The sequence below is a fragment of the Acidovorax sp. HMWF029 genome, assembly GCF_003060895.1.
Taxonomy (GTDB): Bacteria; Pseudomonadota; Gammaproteobacteria; order Burkholderiales; family Burkholderiaceae_C; genus Acidovorax.
Map to the genome: position 1 here is coordinate 943 of NZ_QAIH01000258.1, position 5056 is coordinate 5998.

At 67.9% G+C, this 5056-nt stretch carries 3 protein-coding genes and 1 pseudogene; 2 read left to right on the top strand and 2 right to left on the bottom strand.

Translation table 11 applies throughout. The features are described 5' to 3' along the window. Together DBR12_RS23180 and DBR12_RS18500 are read left to right on the top strand one after the other, a co-directional pair. Positions 1 to 900, top strand: a pseudogene (locus tag DBR12_RS23180) (iron dicitrate transport regulator FecR); the annotation flags it as partial. Positions 901 to 952: 52 nt separating this feature from the next. Next, a complete protein-coding gene (locus DBR12_RS18500; protein ID WP_108618603.1) occupies positions 953 to 3292 on the top strand; it encodes a CHASE2 domain-containing protein in 2340 nt (779 codons plus the stop codon). On the opposite strand, the gene mnmH is transcribed toward DBR12_RS18500, so the two are convergent. Continuing rightward, positions 3289 to 4416: a tRNA 2-selenouridine(34) synthase MnmH gene (mnmH, locus tag DBR12_RS18505; protein WP_108618604.1), complete on the bottom strand. Its 1128-nt coding sequence runs from the start codon at positions 4414 to 4416 to the stop codon at positions 3289 to 3291. The genes DBR12_RS18500 and mnmH overlap by 4 nt on opposite strands. Then, a partial coding sequence (gene selD / locus DBR12_RS18510; protein ID WP_108618605.1) for a selenide, water dikinase SelD occupies positions 4416 to 5056 on the bottom strand: 641 nt, incomplete at its 5' end. The genes selD and mnmH, both read right to left, overlap by 1 nt.

Consider the following 5056-nt stretch of genomic DNA (forward strand, 5'->3'; position numbering starts at 1 on the left):
ACCTCAGGCGTACCCGCCATGCTGGGCGATGCGAGCCTGCTGGCAATTGACCTGCCCACAGCCCCGGGCGCCACACGCTACCAGGCCCAGGTGGCGCAAGATGCAGCACTGACCCAGGTGCTGCGCCATGGCAGCTTCGCCGATGGACGACTGCGCTGGAAAGCGCTGGACGATGGCCGCTACTACCTGGCCGTGCGAGCCGTGGATGAGGCCGGGATTGCGGGCCTGCCCGCCGTTCAGCCCTTCACCATCAAGACCCGACCCGTGGCACCGCTGCACCAGTCACCCGCACCCGGCGCGGTAGTGCCCAGCGGCTCGGCCGTGCTACGCTGCACCGAAGTGCCGGGCGTGCGCTGGTACCGCTTGCAAGTGGCTGCCGATGCAAAGTTCTCCGAGCCCCTGCGCGACGAAGGGCGCCTGAGCGAATGCCGCCTGCCCATTGGCGCCCTGCCCGTTGGCAACTACTTCTGGCGCATGGCCAGCATCGAGCAGTTGCAGGGCGGCCAGGCCGACCAGGGCCCGTTTGCGCCACCGCAACCATTCACCGTGGCTGAGCGCCCAACCACGCTGTCTCTGCAGGCGCTTCAGGCCGACGACGGCGAACCCACTGTGCGGCTGCATTGGCCGGCGCAACCAGGCCAGCGGTTCCGGCTGCAGCTGACCACCGCCTCCGATACAGCTTTTGCCCAACCCGCCCAGGACATCGTGCTGGACGCCCCCACCTGGACTGGCAGCAACCTACCCGCAGGCGAATACCTGGTGCGCATCCAGGTGCTGGACCCCAGTGGCCTGGAAAGCGAGTTCTCGCCGCCCCGCAAGATCCGCGTGGGCACGGGCATCCGCACTGGCGCCGGGCTGCCGGTGTCCACCACCAGCGGAGCACCAGTGGGGCGCCCTTGAACGCGCATTGCCCCCGTTGTGCCGCGACCCGCACGGACGCTGACACCGCCGCATGCTGAGCATTGCGCACAGCCGCCGCCGCAGGCGCCGTCTGGAATGGACGGTGCTGGCCGCTGTCCTGCTGGGGCTGGTGTCCTGGCTCAGTACGCCCGAGAGTCTGGGCCGGGTGAACCACCTGGTGCAGGATGCCGGGCTGCGCCTGGTATCCCGCGCACCGCACCCGGACATCGTGCTCGTTGCCATCGACGACCCCAGCATTGCCGCCATCGGCCGCTGGCCCTGGCGCCGGGCCCTGCATGCCGAACTCATCACGCGGATCTCGGCGCAGAACCCGCAGGTGATCGGCATGGACGTGCTGTTCAACGATGCCGATCTGGACTACCCCGAAGACGACCTGCTGCTCACCGACGCCATCCGCCGCAGCGGGCGGGTGGTGCTGCCCGTGCTGCGCCGCGGCTATGGCCCGACAGGCAATGCCACCGACCTGCCCTGGCCCGCATTTGCCCAGGCCGCCGCCGACCTGGGCCACGTACATGTAGCCCCCGACGGCGACGGAGTGGTGCGCAGCCTGTATCTGCGCGAAGGCCCAGCCGCCGCGCCCTGGCACCACTTCAGCATGGCTCTGCAATGTGTGGCGCAGGCACAGCAACCCGGCGCAGCCCCCTGCCCGCGTCCTGCAGTCCCCGCCGCCGATGCGGGCCCCTGGGAACGCACCGACCACACCCTGATCGCCTACGCAGGCGGCCCCTCGCAGTTCACCACCTACTCCTACATCGACGTGCTGCGCAGCGCAGTGCCAGCCGATGCCTTCCGGGGCAAATACGTGCTGGTGGGCGCTGCCGCATCGGGCCTGGGCGACATGTTTGCCACCCCGGTCAGCCAGCAGTCACGCCTGATGCCGGGGGTGGAGGTGGTGGCCCATGTGCTGGATGCACGACTGCTGGACGAGCAGATCGTGCCCGCCTCGCACACGCTCAATACCCTGTTCAACCTGGTGCCAGTGACTGTGGCCCTGCTGGCCTTGCTGCTGATGGGCCCCCTGGCCGCACTGCTGACCAGCGCGGCGTTGGCGGTGGGCACCCTGGTGCTGAGCGTTGGTCTGCCCTGGTGGGGGGGCCTGCAGTTCGCACCGGCAGCTGCCTTGCTGGGGCTGATGCTGGCCTACCCGCTGTGGAGCTGGCGGCGCCTGAGCGCTGCGGCGCATTTTTTGCAGCTTGAGATGGAGAACTTGCAGCGCCAGGGCCTGTCGATGCGGCTGCGCAGGCGCCCCGGGGACTCCGCCGACTTCCTGGAGCGGCGCATCAATGCAGTCGAGCGCGCTTCGCGCCAGCTGCGCGACCTGCACCATTTCGTGAGCGAGAGCCTGCAGCAACTGCCCTCGCCCAGCCTCGTCTGCGACCCCGAGGGCCAGATCCTGCTGGCCAACCAGGCGGCCCGCGAGCACCTGGGCGGCGACGCGCAGGCCCCGCTGCAAGGCCAGTCGGTGGTCGATCTGCTGGCCGATCTGGTGCAAGCGGGCAGCCGCCAGCCGCTTATCACGCGGGAGCACCTGCACCAGAAAACCATTCCCGAGCACAGCGAAGGCACCGATGCGCAGGGCCGCAGCCTGCTGGTGCAATGCAAGCCCTTCACCGACCTGGCCAACGCAGGCTGGCTGCTGACGCTGGTGGACCTGACGGACATGCGCCGCGCCCTGCAACAGCGCGACCAGGCCTTGAACTTCATTTCACACGACATCCGCGCGCCCAACGCCTCCATCCTCACGCTGCTGGAGATGCAGCGCGCCTACCCCGGCCGAATGGCAGACGATGAACTGCTGCGACGCATCGAGCGCTATGCAAAGGCGTCCCTGGGAATGGCCGAAAGCTTCGTGCAGCTGGCCAGCGCGCAGGCACAGGAGTACCACATGGCGCCGCTGGACCTGGTTGTCCTGCTGGCAGAAACCACCGACGACCTCTGGGCCCTGGCCCGCGACCGGCAGGTGGACCTGCGTGTCACAGCGACGCCCGAAGCCGCCCCGTGCAAGGGCGACCGCGCCCTGCTGCGCCGTGCCCTGGCCAATGTGGTCAACAACGCCATCAAGTTCAGCCCGGAAGGCGGCGTGGTGCAGTGCGCCATCACAGCACGCGGCCCGCACTGGGTGGTGTCGGTGCGCGACAAGGGCCCCGGCATTGCTCCCGAACTCCAGGACAAGCTGTTCACGCCCTACCAAAGGCTGCACGACCGCAGCCACCCTGCGGTGCAAGGTGTGGGCCTGGGCCTGGCCCTGGTGTTCACCGTGGTGCAGCGCCACAGCGGTAGCCTGGAGGTGGACAGCGACACGGGGCGCGGCGCCGAGTTCCGGCTGGTGCTGCCCCGCGGCGAGGACGGGCCAGAAGGCAGCAACAACTAAACCGCCCTGCCGCCCGCTGCACTTGCCACGCAGGCAGATGCGCTCAGATAGTCCAGCACCGCCTGCCGGTCCCCCTCGAACACTATGCGATCGGCCCGCTGGCGTTGCTGGTAGGCATACATCGGGTCGTAGTAGTCGCGCAGCAGCGGGGCGATCCAGCCCCGGTGGTGCGTGGGATCGGCTTGGTCCCTTTGCCGCGCCAGCGCCGCCAGCAGGGTCGCGCGCAGTGCCCGGTGCCGGTCACCGCCCAGGCGCTTGGCGAGTTTGTCCAGGCTTTCGAGCAAGCGGACAGCAAACAGATCACCCCCCACCGCCTCGCCATGGGCCGCCACAAAGTCGGCGCGTTGCTGCACCACATAGTCGTGCAGGATGCGTTCCACCCGGACATCGAAGCCGTCGTCCAGGCACACGATGGGCGCCTGCTCCAGCCGCAACCTCAGCGCCAGCGGCACGGAGCAGCTGCCCACATGCCGCCCCTCGTCTTCGATCACAAACGCCCCATGCCCTCGATTGCGCTTTATGAGCAGGTCGATGGCCAGCCGGTTCTCGAAATCGATCTGCGAAGGCTGGCTGCTCACACGCTGGCCAAAGCTGGAGCCCCGGTGGTTGGCGAACCCCTCCAGGTCCAGGCCATGGGACAGTTGCGCAATCACCTCGGTCTTGCCAGTGCCAGTGAGACCACCCAGCAACACAAAACCGCACTGTGCAGAGGCAACCTCCAGGGTGTCAATGAGAAAGCCGCGCAGGGCCTTGTAGCCGCCCTGCACCCGGGGGTAGTCGATGCCCGCCTCGCTTTTCAGCCACTGCTGGACGATCTGGGAGCGCAGGCCGCCCCGAAAGCAGTAGAGCACGCCGCCCGGATGGGTCTGCGCAAACTGTGCCCAGGCCGCAATGCGGGCCTGCTTGGTGGCGCCGGAGACCAGCTGGTGCCCTAGCGCAATCGCCGCGTCCTGGCCCTTGTGCTTGTAGCAGGTGCCCACCTGCTGGCGTTCGCCATCGTCCATCAGCGGGCGATTGACCGCCCCAGGAAACGCGCCCTGTGCAAACTCCACCGGCGCACGTACATCCATCAGGGGCACACCGTTCAGCAAAAGGTGCCGGTGGTCCGACAGAGCGGCCAGCATCAGCGCAACACCACGGCCAAGGCGCGCCGCTCCGTCATCTGGCCAATAGGTGCCAGCGCCAGGCCCAGCCCGCTTGCTACAGCCAGAAATTCTTCCTCGCCTTCGGGGCTAACAGCCACCAAGAGCCCGCCACTGGTCTGCGGATCGCACAGCAGGTGCTTCTGCGCCTCAGTGAGTGGCGCAATCTTGGTGCCGTAGCTGTCGAAATTGCGCAGCGTGCCACCGGGAACGCAGCCCTGGTCCATGTAATGCGCCACACCTGCCAGGCGCGGCACGGCTGCATAGTCGATCTCGGCGCTCAGGCCGCTGCCTTCAGCCATCTCGACCAGGTGCCCCAGCAGCCCAAAGCCCGTCACATCGGTCATCGCCTTCACCCCCGCAAGCCGACCAAACCGGCTGCCGGGCTTGTTCAACGTGCACATCAGGTCACGCGCCACGCCCACGTCCTGCGGACGCAGCCGTGCTTTTTTCTCTGCTGTGGTCAGGATGCCAATGCCTAGCGGCTTGGTCAGGTACAGGCGGCAGCCGGCCGTGGCCGTGTCATTGCGCTTGAGGTAGCGTTTCTCCACCACCCCGGTCACCGCGAGGCCAAAGATAGGCTCCGGCGCATCGATGGAATGCCCGCCGGCCAGGGGAATAC

What these genes read in the sequence shown, in the direction of transcription:
- DBR12_RS18500 (WP_108618603.1), top strand. Translation starts at nt 953, where the DNA reads ATGCTGAGCATTGCGCACAGCCGCCGCCGCAGGCGCCGTCTGGAATGG.
- mnmH (WP_108618604.1), bottom strand. Translation starts at nt 4,416, where the DNA reads ATGCTGGCCGCTCTGTCGGACCACCGGCACCTTTTGCTGAACGGTGTG.